The following is a 17,930-nucleotide window of genomic DNA, read 5'->3' on the forward strand; positions in this document are numbered from 1 at the left end:
ACCCCTGGAAGACTACCAGGTTGATAGGTCGGAGGTGTAAGCACGGTAACGTGTTCAGCTGACCGATACTAATAGGTCGAGGGCTTGATCAAATAAATATCACTGTGTAATTTTGAAAGAATAATTCAAATTCAAACTAAATTAAGTTGTCAACCAAAAGTGAATCCGGTGGTCATAGCTTGAAGGTAACACCCGTTCCCATTCCGAACACGCAGGTTAAGCTTCAAAGCGCCGATGGTACTGCATTGGAAACGATGTGGAAGAGTAGGTCGTTGCCGGGTTAAAAAATGGATCTTTAGCTCAGTTGGTTAGAGCAACCGGCTCATAACCGGTAGGTCTGGGGTTCGAGTCCCTGAAGGTCCACCATATGGGGGTATAGCTCAGTTGGGAGAGCACCTGCCTTGCACGCAGGGGGTCAAGAGTTCGAATCTCTTTATCTCCACCATAATTATAGAAGACAGTCTTTTTAATGACTGTCTTCTATTTTTTTGCTATTTTTTTTTTTTTATAATATGATATTATAAAAGATAGGATAGGAAATGAAAAAGAAAGGATATGGTGCTTATATATAGAATAAAACAATTTTATTGGGCATTAAACTCAAAGATAAATGTACAAGATAAACAATTTTTAAAAATGTATTTAAGCGAAGAGGAAATAAATATATTTAGTAAGTTAGCTGTTGATGAACAAAAACATTCAATAAGGACAGCTAAAGCTGTAGAAAATATTTATTTACAACATAATATAAACAAAAAATATATGCTTATTAAAGCTGCTTTACTTCATGACATAGGAAAAATAGATAGTGAATTAAATTATATTTATAAAGCTTTAATTGTTTTATTAGATAAATGTTCTAGAAGAAAAATAAAACAATTTATGAATATAAAAGTAGTAGATTGTTATTATAACCATGGTGAAAAAGGATATTTTATTTTAAAAAAACATGGATATGATGAAAGATTTCTATATCTAGTAAAAAACCATCATAATAATGATATAATAGGAGATAAAGAATTAGATATACTAAAATACTGTGATGATCATAGCTAAATTGAGAATATGTATAATATAGTTATATTATAAATATGGGTGGTGATTAAATGAGTTCAAAAGATAGAAGAGAATATATAAAAGAGTTATTGAATAAATCTGAATCTCCTAAAAAAGGACAAGAATTAGCTGAGAGTTTAGGAGTTACAAGACAGGTAATAGTTAAAGACATAGCTATTTTAAGAGCAGCAGGAAGTAATATAATAGCTACACCTGAAGGATATTATATGCCTAAAGCAGAAAAAAATAATATGGAAAAAATTTTAGCTCTTTCACATAGTAAACAAGATATAGAAGATGAATTAAAATCTATAATTAAATATGGTGGAATAATAAAAGATGTAATTGTAGAACACCCTGTATATGGTGAAATTAAGGCAATGCTGATGATAAAAACTCTTTATGATGTTCAAAATTTTATTAATAAGGTAAAAAAGTATGATGCAGCTCCTCTTTTAGCGCTTACTAGAGGAATACATTTACACACTATAGAGGTTGAAAGTGAAGAAAATTTAAATAATATAATTGTAGAACTTAAGGAAAAAGGGTATATTATAGAGTAATTTAGTGTTAGAAATTTCATGGAGGAAAAAATTTTATGAAAAAAAAGGAGAAAGTAGCACTTCTAAGATGTAATGAATATGATGTAAATCTTATAGAAAAAACTCTTAGAGAAGGTTTTGAATTATTAGGTGGAGATAAGTTTTTAAGAGAGTTAATTTCTACAGGAAGTAAAGTATTATTAAAGCCTAATATGCTTAGTATAGAAAAAAAGGAATCTCCAGTAGTAACTAATTACAAATTATTTGAAGCAGTAATAAGAATAATAAAAGATTATTCTAGTAATATATCTTTTGGAGATTCACCTGGATTTGGAGATTCGAAAAAAGCTGCTGAAAGATCAGGATTAATCCAAGTTGCAGATAAATATGGAGTTAAATTTGATCCTTTCAAAGAAAGCCTTCATATTAAGCTTGAAGATTCTATTTTATGTAGGTCTTGGAATATAGCTAAAGCAGCTTATGAAACAGATGTATTAATAACACTTCCAAAACTTAAAACCCATGCGATGGCTTATTATACAGGCGCAGTAAAAAATCAATTTGGATGTGTGCCAGGAACACAAAAAGCTACATGGCATACAAGGATGCCCAATGCTAATAATTTTTGTAAAATGCTTTTAGATTTAAATACTTTAGTTAAAACTGATTTTGCGATTTTAGATGGAATTGTTGCTATGGAAGGTAATGGACCTAAGAATGGAAATCCTAAAAAAATGGATACAATAATAATGGGAAAGAGTCTAACCGCAGTAGATTCGGTTGCTGTAAGACTTATAGGATATGATAACCCATTAGATACTCCTGTTTTAAAAGAAGCTTATGATAGTAAATGGGGGGCTGTTTTACCAGACGAAATAGAAATATTAGGTGAAACTATTGAAAACATGAAGCCATCTGATTTTAAGCTTTGTAGAAAGGGTGGAAATTTTTATTTTATTAGTCCTGCTGTTACTAATTTTTTAAGAAAAATGATAGCACCTAATCCAACTTTAATAGAAAATAAATGTATAGGATGTGGACGATGTAGAGAAGTTTGTCCTGAAACTCCAAAAGTAATATCAATGATTAATGAGAATGGTAAAAGTATACCAAGATGGGAAATGTCTAGATGTATAAGGTGCTTTTGTTGTCAGGAACTTTGTCCAGTGGGTGCAATAGAAACTAAATATTCTACCCTAGGTAAAATATTAAAAATGGATAAGAGGTGATAAATTCAATGAAAAAGAAGAATATAGGTATACTAGTCTTTTTTATAATTGTTATGGGAATAATGTTTTTAAAGCAAATAGTCGATTTTGTAATTAATATTAAATGGTTTAGTGAAGTTGGATATTTATCTGTGTATTTTACTAAAATAACGGCTATGTTAAAGTTGATGATACCAATATTTATAGTTTGTTTTATTATAATAAGTTTTTATTACAAAAGTATAAGAAAAAGTATTATAAGATGGAAAACTGTTGTAGAGGTTGACTTACAAAAAGATAAAAAAGAAAGAAAAATGGCTATGTTATTAAATGTTATAATTTCACTTTTTATATCTTTTAATTTTGCATCTACTTATTGGTATAGAATATTACAATTTACTAATGCAACTGAGTTTAATATCAGTGATCCTATTTTTAATAAGGATATATCGTTTTTTGTATTTAAATTACCATTAATAGAGTCTCTTCATGCAGCAGCTATATCACTCTTAATGTTTTTAGTGCTAATTACAGTAGGACTATATATTTTACTAAATGCTAAAGATAAAATACCTTTTAATAGAAAAGGTGTTGAAAAATTATCAAAGGTAACTAGTTTTAAGAGTGGAATTACAAAATTTGCGGGAAAACAACTTGCTGTTGCAGGTGCGTTATTATTAATTTTTATATCTTTAGGATATGCTATAAAAGCTTGGAATTTAGTTTATTCTCCAAGAGGAGTAGTTTTTGGGGCTAGTTATACAGATTCTAAAGTAACATTGAAATTTTATGAAGGTACAGTTATTGTTTCAATAGTTGCGGCTGTAGTTATATTCATTAGTGTTTTAAAGGCTAAGGTTAAGCCTATAATAGTATCTGTCATAGTAATCATTGCTTTAATATTTTCAGAAGGTATAGTTTCTACAATGTGGCAAAGACTTGTTGTAAAATCAAATGAAAAAAGATTGGAAACTCCTTTTATAGAATATAATATAGAATATACAAAAAAAGCTTTCGGTATTGATAAAATTCAACAAGAACAGTATCCATTAACTAATAATATCACAAAAAAAGTTATTCAAAATAATAAGGCTACCATAGATAATATAAAAATAAATTCTGTAGTACCAGCACTAGAATTTTATAATCAAGTTCAGAGTAAAAAAAGTTATTATCAATTTAATGATGCTGATATTGATAGATATAATATAAATGGAGAATATAGGGAAGTATTCATAGCTCCAAGAGAATTAGAATATTCTAAGTTGCAAGAGAAAGCTAATACATGGCAAAGTAAACATTTAACTTATACTCATGGATACGGTATTGTAATGAGTAGAGTTAATGCTGTTACAAAAGAAGGTAAGCCAGACTTTATTATTAAGAATATGCCTGTTAAAAATACATCTAATATAGAAATTAATAATCCAAGAATTTATTTTGGAGAAAGAACAAATGAATATGCTATAGTTAATACAAATTTAAAAGAACTAGATTATCCAAAAGAAACAGGAGAAAATGCTACAAATAGTTATGAAGGAAAAGCAGGTATTAAACTTAATTTTTTAAATAGAATATTGTTTTCTATAAATAAAGGAGATATGAATTTTTTATTATCAAGAGATATAACCGATAATAGTAAAATTTTAATACACAGAAATGTATTAGATAGAGTTCAAAAAATAGCACCTTTTCTAATATATGATAATGATCCATATATGGTAGTAAATAATGGTAAATTATATTGGATAATTGATGCATATACAATATCTAATAGATATCCTTTTTCAGAACCTATTAATGATATAAATTATATAAGAAACTCTGTAAAAGTAATAATAGATGCAAATGATGGAAATATAGATTTTTATTTAGTAGATAAAAATGATCCTATAGTTATAAGTTATTCGAAAATTTTCCCAAAACTTTTTAAGAGTATAGAAGAAGTACCACAAGGATTTACAGAACATTTTAGATATCCTGAAGATTATTTTATTATGCAATGTAAGGTAATGGAAAAATATCATGTAGATAATGCTAATTCATTTTATGGAAGTCCTAATATATGGGATATAGCTAAAAATCAGAAACAGGTTGAAGGTGAAAATTCTATAAATGAAGCATCGTACGTTATTATGAAATTACCAAAAGAACAAAAAGAAGAGATGGTTTTAACTGAATATTTTAATCAGCATGAAAGAGAGAATATGGTATCTTTAATGGGAGCTAGAATGGACAACGATAATTATGGAAAATTAGTTTTATATAAGTTTCCAACAAATGCTGAAACAGTAAATAGTCCTATATTATTTAAACAAAAAATAAATCAGGACACTGCAATATCAAAAGAATTATCTCTTTGGAATAAGGAAGGGTCACAAGTTAAATTTGGAGACACTATGATTATTCCTGTAGGAAACTCATTATTATATGTTGAACCTATTTATTTAAGAGCTCAAGGTGAGAGAAGTATTCCTGAAATGAAAAGAGTGGTAGTTTCTTATTCAGATAAGATGGTTTTGGCTACAGATATTAATGATGCTCTTAGAAAATTATTTAAATATGAAGATAATAGACAAGATGAGAGTACTAAGATAGATGATCAAACAGAGGGTTCAGATACAAATATTACAAAGATTAAAGAACTATATAATAAATCTTTAGATGCTCAGAAAAATGGTGATTGGGCAAAATATGGTCAGTATATAAAAGAATTGGGAGACGTTATAAATAATATATCTGAATAATTTATTTGATAAAAAAATTTAATAAAGTGTAAATAAAAAAGAGTAAGAAACGAGAATATAATAATATTTTATGTTTTTTACTCTTTTTATACAAAATTTTCTAGAATCTAAAGGAAATATAAAAAATGTGTTGAATAAAATAAATTAGTTACTAAAGTATTTATAAGTATGAGAGGACAGAAATAATGAATGGAAAAAGTAGTATATGTATAAATACAGAAAAACTTAATATAAATAATTTTCCAGATATACTTAAGCAATATATTTTACAAGGTTTATATAAAAATGAGAAGATTATAATATTTACAGATAGTATATATTATAAAAAATTAAAAGATATATTTAAAAGTTCGTCTGAATATTTAATTAAAAATATATATTTAGGTAATATTATAATAAAAATCTATGATGCTAATAACTTTAACTGTGAGTATTTTTCTACTATAATACCTAAATTATCTAAAATAAAGGGAAAAATTAGAATTTTATGGGATTTTAAAAATTTAATTAAGAAAAAAAATATACTACAAGAGCTTAATATTTATATTAATGAAGTATTAAAATGTTGTTCTAAAAAAAATATAAAAAATATGGTTTATACCAATAATGGAAAATATGATTTTAAAACTTTTAATGATTTTTGTGAAAAATTTGAAAATCTAATTATTTCTAATACAGGTAATGATATTGTATTTAATAAAAAAGACGATTTCAAAAAAGCTATAAAATTTCTTCAATCTTATGCAGAAATTAAAAATCAAAATAATAATTTAGTAATATTTAACGAGTCTATGTTTAACATATCTATGAATTTTCACAAAGATGAATTTAGACATAATATTTTAGCTAAGTTAAGAGATCTTTGTGATCTGGATTTTTGCTGTGTGTATAGCTCATGCAAGAAAAATGAAAATAATATATTACTACATAGTTACCATGGTCTTATAAAAAAACTTAAATATTATTTGATAAATGATGAGGAACTTATATATTATCAAAAAAAATACAATAAAGAAATTATAGACACAGGAATAAGTATATATGTGAATATAGATGAGATAGAAGATAAGATTTTAAGAAATAATTTAGATAAGTTAGATATAATATCAATAATTGGAGTCAGTGTAGAATATGATGAAAATATCAAAGGGGTTATATGGGTAGGTAGATATAAAAATAATAACGAAACTATTCCTAAAGATAGTATACAGTGTTTGGAATCAATTTGTAAAACTACATTTTATCTTATTAAAAAACAAGAAAGTTTTTTTAATATGCAAAATAAACTTATTGAAAGTGAAAAATTAAGAGCTATGGGAGAAATGGCGGCTGGTATTACGCATGATATAAATAATATATTAACTCCAGTTATTGGTTCAGTTCAATTGTTAAAGGAAAGGTGCAAAGAAGATAAGTCAATACTTAAACAATTAAACATAATAGAAATGTGTGCTTATGATGTTGGTAATATTACAAATAAGATAAAGAAACTTAATAAAAGCTATAATACTAGCAATGAGTTAGAAATATTTAATGTCGATAATATTATTATGGATGCAGTACATTTAACTGAAAATAAATGGGGAACAGAAAGTACTTTAAATGGAGTTAAAATTAATATTACTACTAAGTTAGACTCTAATTCAAAAATCCAAGGGAATCCAACTGAATTAAGAGAAGTTTTTATAAATATTATAAGAAATGCTATAGATGCGATGCCTATAGGAGGAAATATAGAAATATTAAGCACTATAAGAGAAGGATTTGTTAGTATAAAAATTAAAGATAATGGGATAGGAATGAATGAGGAAATCCAGAAAAGAATATTTCAACCTTTTTTCACAACTAAAGGAAATAAAGGATCTGGTCTTGGACTTAGTGTTTCTTATAATATAATACAATCTTTAGGTGGATTTATTGAAATAGAAAGTGAAGAAAATGTGGGTACATGTTTCAAAATAAAAATACCTGTATGTGAGGTTAAAGAGAAAAAAGATAATAATAATGGTTTAAAAGAATATATTAATTTTTCAGGCAATGTTTTAGTTATAGATGATAAAGAAAATATCAGACAAATAGTTTCGCAAATGATAAAATTAATGACTAAATGCAAAGTTAAAAAATATAATGGAGAAAGTTTAGAAAAAATACAACTTGAATTACAAAGAAGAAAATATGATATAGTAATATGTGATTTTTCTATGCCTAATATTAATGGATTAGAGATTGCTGAAATGGTAAAAGAATTTAGTAGAGATATCTATTTTTGCTTAATGACAGGATGGGTTGGAAATTTAACCAAAGAAAAAAGTATTAATGTAGATAGAATTTTAAATAAGCCTATAAATAAAAAAAGAATAGAAGAATTATTCACTAGTTATCAAAAAAGTAAGAAAAAATAAGGTGTTGAATTTTTATTATTTAATGCCTTATTTTTTTATATTTGTGCATTTATTCAAAAAAAGCTTATAATAATAAAGTAGTAGAAAAATTGAGTGTAGCATAAGGATTGTGGGAGGATTAATATGGATTACGATGTACTTATATTAGGCGGAGGATTAATAGGGTGTGCAATAGCATATGAATTATCAAAATATAGTTTAAATATTGCACTTATAGAGAAAGATTATGATATAGCAGATGATGTAGCTATTGTAAATTCATCTATAATTTATGATGGAGTACAATGTGATAATAATATTATGTCTAAATTAGAATCAATAGGAAATAATATAATAAATGAATTGGTTTCAAAATTTAATCTTCCATATACCCAAAAATCTTCTTTAATAATTGCTCAAAATGAAAAAGAAGAAAAAAGATTAGAAGAAATGTATAATAGAGCAATTAAGAGAGGAATTTCTAATATAGCTCTTTTAGATGGAAAATATGCTTATGAATTAGAGCCTAATTTAAATTTAAAGGTTAATAAAGCTTTGTATTCTGAAAATACAGGGGTAATTTGTCCATGTGATTTAGCAATAGCTTATGGTGAAGTAGCTTTTGATAATGGTGTTACATTTAAGCTTGAAGAAGAAGTTAAGGACATACAAAAACTAAATAGAGGATATAAAGTTATTACAAACAAAAATAAATTTAAATGCAGAATGGTTATAAATACAACTCCAGAAGACTATAATGTAGATGGAGTTAAAGAAAAGACCTATAAAAACAAAGGGTACTTAAAGTATTTTTTAATAGAAAAAAGCTTTAAAGGACACTTTTCTAATATTGTGTTTTGCTTTAATGAAGATCAAGAAATGATGTGTATGTGCCCTACAGTTCAAGAAAATCATTTAGTAGCTATAAATACTAAAAAGGACACAAATTATAACGAATGTTATGAAAAAGTTAATTATTTAATTTGTGGATTAAAATCTAGTGACATTAATACTTTTTACGAAGTACCTTTTTATGATAATAATATAGTTATAGATGATAGTTTAGTGCATGACGGATATATTAAAATTACAGGAAAAAATTATGCTGAAGTTACAATGACAGCGGCTATTGCTCAAATAGTAAAAGATACTATAATAAATAATTTAAACTGTAAGTTTAAGAGTGATTTCAATGATAAAAGAAGAGAAATATATAGATTTAGAGATTTATCTAACGAGGAAAGAAAAAAAATTATAAATTTAGATGAAAAATATGGTAAAATAATATGTGCATGTAATAAGGTTACAGAAGGTGAGATTGTAGATGCGATAAGAAGACCTCTTGGAGCGCGTACTGTAGAAGGAGTAAAGAGAAGAACCGGTGCTGGGTATGGAAATTGTAGAGGTGCATATTGTATGAGTAAGATAGTATCTATTTTAGCAAGAGAGACTAACAAAGATTTAACAGATATAGTTAAAGATTCAAAAAAATCTAAGATTTTATTAAATAGGATAAAAGAATTTGATGAGATGTGATCATATAGGTAGGTGAAAATTTATGAGAGATTCTAAAAAAATTTTTACATCTCTTGTAAGAGTAAAAGGCATAAATGCTAATGTAGTACCTGTAAGAAGCAATAAACCTATTGATAAAAATCTATTAATAGAGTGTTCAAAAGCTTTAAGCAGAATACATGTAGGTACTCCATTAAAGATAGGTGACATTATATGTAGAAATATTTTAAATACTGGAGTAGATATAATTTGTACAAAAAATATATTAAAATAAAATAAATTATTGACATTTTTGGAGATTATAATTATAATTAATAATTAATCAATATTTAAACTGTTGAAGAGGCTAGTAACTTAGTATGTGTTTTAAGAAAGTCGATGGTTGATGTGAATCGATAGCATGTATTTTGTGGATCCACCTCGGAGGGATTGTGATGAGCAATACGGCCAAGTGTCGTTAAAAGAGATAAGTAAGAGGGTTATATTATATATAAACCAATTAGGGTGGCAACGCGGAGTTTTTTCGTCCCTACTGTAAAGTAGGCGAAAAGGCTCTTTTTGTATTGCAGAAACTAAAAATATTGCTTTGCAGTATTTTTAAAGTGTGTTTAAAAATATTTGCTATAAATAAAGAGTTTAATTTAAATATAATATTATGGAGGTAATAAGTATGTTAGATTTAAAAAAAATTAGAAACAATCCAGAAGAAATAAAAAAAATAATGTTAGATAGGGGAGAAGACTTTGATGTAGCATTAATAGATGAAGTTGTTTCTCTTGATGAAAAAAGAAGAAACATATTAGTTGAAGTTGAACAATTAAAAGGTAAAAGAAATGCTGAATCAAGTCAAATTGGAAAGCTAAAAAAAGAAGGAAAAGATGTTAGTGAAATAATGGCTGAAATGAAAAAGCTTTCAGATGAAATAAAAGAACATGATGTACAACTTAATGAAATAGATCAAAGAATAAAATATATTATGTTAAGAATACCTAATATACCACATCCAAGTGTTCCAGCTGGAGAATCAGATGCGGATAATGTTGAAATAAGAAGATGGGGAGAACCTACAAAGTTTGATTTTGAGCCAAAAGCTCACTGGGATGTAGGTGTAGATCTTGGAATACTAGATTTTGAAAGAGCAGGAAAAATAACTGGTTCAAGATTTACTGTATACAGAGGAATGGGTGCAAGACTTGAAAGATCCCTTATAAGCTATTTCTTAGATGTACATACAGGAGACCATGGATATACAGAAATACTTCCTCCATATATGGTTAACAGAGATAGTATGGTAGGAACAGGTCAACTTCCAAAATTCGAAGAAGATATGTTTAAAGTTGAAAACAATGGATATTATTTAATACCTACAGCAGAAGTTCCAGTAACTAATCTTTATAGAGATGAAATACTAGATGGAACACAACTTCCTCTAAAACATGCTGCATATAGTGCATGTTTTAGAGCAGAAGCAGGTTCAGCAGGAAGAGATACTAGAGGTCTTGTACGTCAACATCAATTTAATAAAGTAGAGCTTGTTAAATTTACTAAACCAGAAGACTCTTATGAAGAACTTGAAAAATTAACTAATGACGCTGAAAATATATTAAAAGGGTTAGGAATACCTTATAGAGTAGTTAGAATATGTAAAGGTGATTTAGGCTTTACAGCAGCACTTAAATATGATTTAGAAGTTTGGATGCCAAGCTACAATAGATATGTAGAAATATCAAGCTGTAGTAACTTTGAAGATTTCCAAGCAAGACGTGCTAACATAAGATATAGAGATAATGCAAAAGATAAGCCAAAATTTGTTCATACATTAAATGGATCAGGTGTAGCTGTTGGAAGAACTGTTGCAGCAATACTTGAAAACTATCAGAATGCAGATGGAACAGTAACAATTCCTGAGGCTCTAAGACCATATATGAGAAATCAAGAAAAAATAAAATAAAAAATATTGACAATACGGCGATAAATTGATATAATAAGTATCGTCGTAATGTGGAGAGATGGTCGAGTTGGTTTAAGGCACCGGTCTTGAAAACCGGCGTGCGTGAGAGCGCACCTAGGGTTCGAATCCCTATCTCTCCGCCATTAAATCTTATTAATGTAAGACGCATGGAGAAATACTCAAGCGGCTGAAGAGGCGCCCCTGCTAAGGGCGTAGGTCGGGTAACCGGCGCGAGGGTTCAAATCCCTCTTTCTCCGCCAAAACACTCAAATTATTGGGTGTTTTTTATTGTGTAGCATGACTAAACACTATGCTGCATATGAATTGTAAAAATATTTGATTTTTTACAATTCATATGTTAATATAGATTTGTTGAATATAAATAAATTATTTTGCGTCGGTAGCTCAGTTGGATAGAGTAGCTGGCTACGAACCAGTTGGTCGGGAGTTCGAATCTTCTCCGACGCACCAAAAAAGCCCTTGATTTTCAAGGGCTTTTATTTTTTTGATTTTTTATTGATAGTGTTATACATATAAAAATATGTATAATATATATGTGAAACTTAAAAACTATATAATATATATTTCTTGAAGATGGCATGTAGTTATATGATTTTAGAATTATTTAAATTTCTTATATAATAAAAATATTTTTAGAAAGGAAAGTACATATGAAAATTACAATTATAGGTTATTGGGGAGCTTTCCCTGAAAAAAATGAAGCAGCATCAGGCTATTTAATTGAAAGTGGAGATTATAATATTCTTATAGATTGTGGTTCAGGAGTACTTTCAGTACTTCAAAATTATATAAATTTAGATGATATAGATGCTGTGATTTTATCTCATTATCATAATGATCATATGTCAGATATATTTTGTTTTCAATATCAAGTTATGAGTTCATTTATGATGGAGAAGAGAAAAAAACCTCTACAGATATATGCTCATGGTTTAGATAATAAATTTGAAAGTTTAAAATATGAAGATATGTGTATAGCAAATAAAATTGATGAAACCACGAAATTAAATTTTGGTGATTTAAACATTACTTTTAAATGGGCAAATCATAGTGTACCTTCTTTATGTATGAGATTAGAACAAAAAGGAAAAACTTTAGTGTATACTGGAGATACTGAGTGGTGTGATAATATTATGGACATATCAAAAGAGGCGGATATATTGTTATGTGAATGTACTTTGTTTAATAATCAATTAGGATTGGTAAAAGGACATCTTACGGCAGGAGAAACTGGTAGAATTGCGTCTGTTTCAAATATTAAGAAATTAGTATTAACACATTTTCCTCATTATGGAGAACTAGAAATATTAGTAGGTGAAGCTAAAAATGAATTTAAGGGAGAAATAATCAAAGCAAAACAAGGCATGGTCTTAAATTTATGATTTAAGACCAATTTTTTCACCCATATGTACTTTAGTTTCAAAGCCTTTCTTTGTGTGTTCTATTATATCAGAGTCAATTTTTATTTTATTTTTCTCAAAGAATAGTATTATTGTGGAGCCTCCAAACTTAAAATATCCTTTTTCTTCTCCTTTTTTTATAGGATTAAAAGGTGTGTAAGTTTGTATTATAGAGCCTACGCATGTAGCTCCCACATCAATATAAATTATGTCGCCAAAATTTTTAGAATATAAAATAGTATATTCTCTTTTATTTTCACAGAATAATTTAGGAATCTTTTCTAAGGCTATAGGGTTTACTGAATAATAGCTTCCTTCTATGCTATGTATTTCATCGCAAACTCCATCATCAATAAAATGAAATCTATGATAATCTGTTGGACAAAGTCTTAATATAATACAAGTTCCATTTGAATAATGTTTTGCTAATTTTTTATTTTGTATAAGATCAATTAAGTTGTATGTAAGACCTTTTACTTGTATTAATTTATTTATATCGATGTTCTCATAAGCTAAAAGTCGACCATCACCAGGTGATATAAGTATATCTTTATTATAATTTATAGGTCGAGCTTCTTGTACTAATTTTCTAGTAAAAAAATTATTAAAATTTTTAAAATCAGATTTAGGATTTGAAAATTCATCTTCGCTTATATTAAATTCATCTATAAATTTTTGAATTTTACTTCTGCTTAGTTTTGATTCGCAAAACCATCCATACATACTAGAAAATATTTTTTTCTTTATTATTAATTCTAAAATCTTCATTCCTATAGGAGAAGAATAAGTCCATTGTAAGTATTTATCTCCAGCAACTTGTTCTATTTCATAGGAATTTGTCTGCCTATTAAAATATTTAATCATATCATAACCTCACATAAATTAATATAAAATATATATTTATTTTATATTAACATCAATTAAATAACAAACGTAATTAAATTATAAACTTATTAAATTATTTTTTAAATGAACCATAAAATCTTGAACATTAGCAACTATGGTTTTAACTTCTAAAGAACCTCTATCTCCTAGTTTATTAGTAGCAAATTCCGATATATCAACATTGTATATATAAACAGGTCTTACTTTATTATCTCTTATAGTATAAGAAGGTGTCATGTTCCCAGTAGCTATTGTATGAAGTGTAGTTGCTAAGCAAATAACAGTGGTTGCTTTTCTTGCTTGTGTTCTCATTGCATCTTGCGCTTTATAAACATTTGCAATAACTGGTGGCAATGGACCATCATCTCTTATAGAGCCAGCAAGAATTAAAGGAATGGTGTTTTCTATGCATGTTCGTACAACACCATCTTTTATATTTCCTTCTGCTATAAGGTTTTCAAGTGATCCAGCTCGTCTAGCTTCGTTAATTAAATCTAAATGATTATAATGTCCCATTGGAATGGATTCTTGAGTGTATATATTTTGTCCTAAGGCTGTTCCAAGTAAACCAGCTTCTAAATCATGAGTAGCCATAGCATTTCCAGCCATAATAGCATGAACATATCCTTTTTCTATAAGAAGTGATAAAGCTTTTCGTGTATCATAATCAAATACAACTGCTGGTCCAAGAACCCATACAATATGTCCATGTTCTCTATCATATTTTAATATTTCATAAAGTTCATCATAATCTTTAGAAAATGCAGTTTCTCGTGACCTTCTAGATCTAAATGCAAAAGTATCTTTATTTTTACTTTTAGATTTAAAGCCTTTGGTGTAAACATATATACCTTCACTAGCATCTTCAGTTCGTCCTACTACAACTTTATCCCCTATATTAAGATTTCTAAACTCTACTACTTCTATTTTATTATTAGTAACAACAACAGGAACACAGTCCATACGACTTTCAACAGGAAGTACCCAGTTTCCATTTATTTTAAAATATTCAGGATAAATTGACATTGCATGATAGTTTTTAGGTGCAACACCTTCTTTTATTACTTCTATAGTCGTGCAGTTAGGTGCATCTATAAGAAAATCTTGATTAAAATTTGGTGCTATAAATTGTGGTAATTCAAAATTCATTTATAAATTCCTCCATATAATATAATTAGTGTTAAATGTAAAATATTTTATATATTTCCAGAACGTATTATGGATAAAAGGAGTCCAAGACCTATAACTGCAGCTATTCCATAGCCTATAATACCTATCAATGATATATCTTGATATTTTGGACCTATATTTGAATTAATTATCAAGGATGAGGCTATTATCATAGAAGATATAACAAGTCCTAGAGTCATTCTGTTAACCATTTTATTTAATTGGTTAATGTTTTTATTTAAATCTTTATGTTCTAACTGTATTTTTGTTCTTCCCTGTATTAAGCTATCACTTAATTCTACTAATTTAGTGGGAAGTTTAGAAGTATGTTTTCCAAAAGCAACAAAACGAATTAAAGCTTCATTAATGTCAAAGTCGTTTAATAGATTAAATTTATTATTTGATTTGATATAATGCACTATTATATCTATTATTTTAATTTCAGGAGATAGTTTTGTTATTACGCCTTCAATTATTATAAGGCTTCTAGCAAGCAAAGTAAAAGTCTTTGGCATTTTAAGATTATTTCGTTTTGCAGTATCAAATATATCTTCAAGTAAAGCAGAAATTTTTATATTTTCAAGAGAGGTAGATAAATAATTTGCCAGTAAATAATCTATATCTTCAAATAATTTATTTCTATTTACGTAACCTTTTTTTATACCTATAGACATTATTACAGAAACAAGCTTATTTACATCCTTATATGCAACAGCAAACATCATATCATTTAAAGAATTTTTCAAAGAATCAGAAAGATTTCCCATAATACCGAAATCTATAAAGCAAATTTTATTATTACTAATGAGTATGTTGCCTGGATGAGGGTCACCATGAAAAAAACCATCTTCGAATATTTGTTTACAATAGGATAAAGCTAGATTTTTAGCAATATTTTGAAGAATGTAGTTCTGTTCTATTAATTTAGTTATGTTATCAACTTTGAAACCATCTATTTTTTCCATAGTTAAGATTTTTTTTGTTGATAAATTTCCTATTACATAAGGTGTATGTATATATGCTATATTCTTATTAAGTTCTTTAAACTTAGATATATTGATAGCTTCATTTTTAAAATCCAATTCTAGTTCTGTTGCGGTTTTTAGTTCATCTAAGGCTTCTTTAGGATCAATTAATGCATCAGTGAAGGCTGTTTTACCTAACTTTATAATTCTATAAAGAATAGATATATCTATAGCCATTTTTTCCGAAATTTCAGGTCTTTGGATTTTTACAATCACTTCGTTACCATTTTTAAGAACAGCTTTATGTACTTGTGCTATAGATGCGGAAGCAACAGGGGTTTTGTCAAAGTTTTTAAAAACATCTTCAATAGATTTATTAAACTCACTACAAAATACTTTGTTTATGTTTTCAAAAGGTTCACTCGGTGCATTATCTTGAAGCTTTGAAAGTTCTTCTATGTAATCTTGAGGAAGTATATCTGATCGTGTACTCAGTATTTGACCAATTTTTATAAAGGTTGGGCCTAACTCTTCAAAGGCTTTTCGTAGGTTAGCAGGTGCTTTAGTATCATTTTTAATTTTAGTATCTACAATGTATCCAAATCCATAGAAGGCAAGTGTCTTTACTATCTCTTTAAATCGTTGAATAGAATTTTTAGCCATACTATATTTATACCTCATTTCAATTTTAAAATAAAAGCCCTAACTTTTTATTAGGGCTTCTAACTTATTTTTGGTTATTTTCTAACTTTAAAAGTCTATTTTCTATTTCATCAAGTTCATTTCGCGTCACAAAATTCATTTCGGCTAAAAGTTCCTTCATATCTTCTTTAGTTAATGGTATTATTTTATCGCTAGTTTCTTTAGCTTTATCTTTAAAATTTCTTCTTAATTCTTGAGATATATCTTTTCCTTCATCGATAGTTAATTTACCTTTAGCAACTAATTCATCAACTAATTTTGAAGCTTTTTCATAAGTATATGCTGCAGAACCTATGCCAGCTAAGAAAATATTTTTGATTTCATCTACCATAATAAATAACCTCCTCATAATTGAGTAATATATTAAAAAATCAATTATTTATATATATTATACACTTTTTTAAAAAATATTAATAATAACTAGTTGTAAATTTAATAAAAAGTTGTAATAAATTCCTATGAAAAATTTTATAAAATATTGACAATATTTTATTTTTAGAATAAAATATTAAGATGAAAGTTAATATAAGCACGCGTAGCTCAGTAGGATAGAGCGTCCCCCTCCTAAGGGGAAGGCCGGGGGTTCGATTCCTCTCGCGTGCACCAGGTTTAAATTATTGTAAATAGCCTCCTAAGAAATTTGCTTGGATGGTTATTTTTTTATGTTTTAAAAAATATTTAAGGATATATTAAAAATGTTTGGATAAAAAGATATAAACTTAGAAATAATTTATATAGTGAAATATATTTGTAAAAATCACCTATTTTTAGTTTTTATTATTAAATCTGTTTATGTTAAATATAATTTAATATAAAAGAGATAAATAATAGAAAGAAAGAAGATGAGAAAAATAGGATATAGTATAGTAGATATTATAGATAAGGTTATTAGTATAAAACGAAAAGTACAAGGTATTTATAAGGGGATTTTGCAGGAAGACAATGTAGATCAATCAATTAAAGTAATAGCAAATGCTTTAGAAAAGGAACAAGAAAGACATATTAAATATTATGATCAGTTAAAATATAAGATAGAAAATACAGATAATGCAGACATTGAGGAAATTGATTTTGTAATATATAATAAAATTTCATATCTAGTTAATGAATATAAGAATAAAGTTTATATTTTAAATGTAAAGCCTAAGAGCATTGGTGAAATATGGAAAATAGCATTAGATTTTGAAAAAGAAAATAATGCACTTATTATAAATATTCAAGGAAGGTTAGTAAAAAAAGCAGTAGATGTAGATTCTAAGACATATAAAATTTTAAGCCAAATGCTGGAGTATGAAAAAAAATATATTGAATTTTTAAAGCGATACCTGAATTAATTAAGAATTAAGTGCTACTTAATGTTTTCTATAAGAAAAGGAAATAAAAGAGG

Annotated in this window: 14 protein-coding genes, 6 tRNA genes, 2 rRNA genes and 1 other annotated feature; of the genes, 18 read left to right on the forward strand and 4 right to left on the reverse strand. The window is 27.2% G+C overall.

Annotated elements, in window-relative coordinates; translation table 11 throughout:
* From OW763_RS16110 to OW763_RS16185, 16 genes are all read left to right on the forward strand, one after another.
* A 23S ribosomal RNA gene (locus OW763_RS16110) occupies positions 1-92 on the forward strand; the annotation flags it as partial.
* A gap of 72 nt (positions 93-164) precedes the next feature.
* Positions 165-281 (forward strand): 5S ribosomal RNA (rrf, locus tag OW763_RS16115).
* An 8-nt stretch (positions 282-289) separates the two neighbouring features.
* A tRNA-Ile gene (locus tag OW763_RS16120) sits at positions 290-366 on the forward strand.
* 3 nt (positions 367-369) lie between these two features.
* Positions 370-445: transfer RNA gene (locus tag OW763_RS16125), tRNA-Ala, on the forward strand.
* Between the two features lie 110 nt (positions 446-555).
* Positions 556-1,056, forward strand: coding sequence for an HDIG domain-containing metalloprotein (locus tag OW763_RS16130; protein ID WP_272507527.1), 501 nt, complete (start codon positions 556-558; stop codon positions 1,054-1,056).
* A gap of 50 nt (positions 1,057-1,106) precedes the next feature.
* On the forward strand, positions 1,107-1,619 hold the full coding sequence (locus OW763_RS16135; RefSeq protein WP_268042549.1) for a transcription repressor NadR: 513 nt from the start codon (positions 1,107-1,109) through the stop codon (positions 1,617-1,619).
* A gap of 35 nt (positions 1,620-1,654) precedes the next feature.
* Positions 1,655-2,827, forward strand: coding sequence for a DUF362 domain-containing protein (locus OW763_RS16140; protein WP_268042551.1), 1,173 nt, complete (start codon positions 1,655-1,657; stop codon positions 2,825-2,827).
* 8 nt (positions 2,828-2,835) lie between these two features.
* Complete coding sequence (locus tag OW763_RS16145; protein WP_268042553.1) at positions 2,836-5,553, forward strand: UPF0182 family protein; 2,718 nt, start codon at positions 2,836-2,838, stop codon at positions 5,551-5,553.
* Positions 5,554-5,738: 185 nt separating this feature from the next.
* Positions 5,739-7,955, forward strand: a complete 2,217-nt coding sequence (locus OW763_RS16150) for a hybrid sensor histidine kinase/response regulator (protein ID WP_268042555.1) — start codon at positions 5,739-5,741, stop codon at positions 7,953-7,955.
* Positions 7,956-8,078: 123 nt separating this feature from the next.
* Positions 8,079-9,470, forward strand: coding sequence for an NAD(P)/FAD-dependent oxidoreductase (locus OW763_RS16155; RefSeq protein WP_268042557.1), 1,392 nt, complete (start codon positions 8,079-8,081; stop codon positions 9,468-9,470).
* Positions 9,471-9,492: 22 nt separating this feature from the next.
* Positions 9,493-9,723, forward strand: a complete 231-nt coding sequence (locus tag OW763_RS16160) for a DUF1667 domain-containing protein (RefSeq protein WP_268042559.1) — start codon at positions 9,493-9,495, stop codon at positions 9,721-9,723.
* A gap of 54 nt (positions 9,724-9,777) precedes the next feature.
* Positions 9,778-9,983: a binding site (T-box leader), on the forward strand.
* Between the two features lie 136 nt (positions 9,984-10,119).
* Positions 10,120-11,400, forward strand: coding sequence for a serine--tRNA ligase (gene serS / locus OW763_RS16165; RefSeq protein WP_268042561.1), 1,281 nt, complete (start codon positions 10,120-10,122; stop codon positions 11,398-11,400).
* 52 nt (positions 11,401-11,452) lie between these two features.
* Positions 11,453-11,543: transfer RNA gene (locus tag OW763_RS16170), tRNA-Ser, on the forward strand.
* Between the two features lie 26 nt (positions 11,544-11,569).
* Positions 11,570-11,660 (forward strand) — tRNA-Ser (locus tag OW763_RS16175).
* Between the two features lie 134 nt (positions 11,661-11,794).
* A tRNA-Arg gene (locus tag OW763_RS16180) sits at positions 11,795-11,871 on the forward strand.
* A gap of 200 nt (positions 11,872-12,071) precedes the next feature.
* Positions 12,072-12,803, forward strand: a complete 732-nt coding sequence (locus OW763_RS16185; RefSeq protein WP_268042563.1) for an MBL fold metallo-hydrolase — start codon at positions 12,072-12,074, stop codon at positions 12,801-12,803.
* Here OW763_RS16185 and OW763_RS16190 read toward each other — a convergent pair.
* From OW763_RS16190 to OW763_RS16205, 4 genes are all read right to left on the reverse strand, one after another.
* Positions 12,798-13,685: a phosphatidylserine decarboxylase gene (locus tag OW763_RS16190; RefSeq protein ID WP_268042565.1), complete on the reverse strand. Its 888-nt coding sequence runs from the start codon at positions 13,683-13,685 to the stop codon at positions 12,798-12,800. The genes OW763_RS16185 and OW763_RS16190 overlap by 6 nt on opposite strands.
* A 78-nt stretch (positions 13,686-13,763) precedes the next feature.
* The gene (locus OW763_RS16195) at positions 13,764-14,855 is read right to left on the reverse strand and encodes a putative NPN-dependent ornithine cyclodeaminase (RefSeq protein ID WP_268042567.1); all 1,092 of its coding nucleotides are present in this window, start codon (positions 14,853-14,855) and stop codon (positions 13,764-13,766) included.
* Between the two features lie 47 nt (positions 14,856-14,902).
* Positions 14,903-16,504, reverse strand: coding sequence for an ABC1 kinase family protein (locus OW763_RS16200; RefSeq protein ID WP_268042569.1), 1,602 nt, complete (start codon positions 16,502-16,504; stop codon positions 14,903-14,905).
* 64 nt (positions 16,505-16,568) lie between these two features.
* Positions 16,569-16,874: a phasin family protein gene (locus OW763_RS16205; protein WP_268042571.1), complete on the reverse strand. Its 306-nt coding sequence runs from the start codon at positions 16,872-16,874 to the stop codon at positions 16,569-16,571.
* Between the two features lie 198 nt (positions 16,875-17,072).
* Here OW763_RS16205 and OW763_RS16210 point away from each other — a divergent pair.
* Positions 17,073-17,149 (forward strand) — tRNA-Arg (locus OW763_RS16210).
* Positions 17,150-17,385: 236 nt separating this feature from the next.
* Positions 17,386-17,877 (forward strand): hypothetical protein, encoded by a 492-nt coding sequence (locus OW763_RS16215; protein ID WP_268042573.1) that lies wholly within the window; start codon positions 17,386-17,388, stop codon positions 17,875-17,877.
* Positions 17,878-17,930: the final 53 nt, after the last annotated feature.

Source organism: Clostridium aestuarii, from assembly GCF_026735135.1.
Taxonomy (GTDB): Bacteria; Bacillota; Clostridia; order Clostridiales; family Clostridiaceae; genus Clostridium_H; species Clostridium_H aestuarii.